General features: G+C 57.4%; 1 protein-coding gene. It reads left to right on the forward strand.

Going from position 1 to position 258, the window contains the following annotated elements; all coding sequences use genetic code 11:
* On the forward strand, positions 1 to 258 hold a 258-nt coding region (locus N7568_RS24325), incomplete at both ends, for a hypothetical protein (RefSeq protein WP_261612240.1).

Consider the following 258-nt stretch of genomic DNA (forward strand, 5'->3'; position numbering starts at 1 on the left):
TTCCGCACCATTGACGAGATCAGTGCTGAGGCCCGTGCGAAGCGCCTGATGCTCGACAAGCTGGTGAAGGCTCGTAAGTTGAGCATTCGCGAAGATATTGTCATGACTGCAGCCAAGGTGCTTCAGACACATATCGACCAGATCAACACTTCACTAGGCGGCAAAGTGCGCATGCCGGCGGTGCCTGCGGATTTTGCCGGGGCCATCAAAGGCAAGAAGACGATCAGCAGTCTGCGCGACTCCGCCGACTCCGAGCTG

This window comes from Paenarthrobacter aurescens (genome assembly GCF_025421775.1).
In the GTDB taxonomy this organism is placed as follows: Bacteria; Actinomycetota; Actinomycetes; order Actinomycetales; family Micrococcaceae; genus Arthrobacter; species Arthrobacter aurescens_B.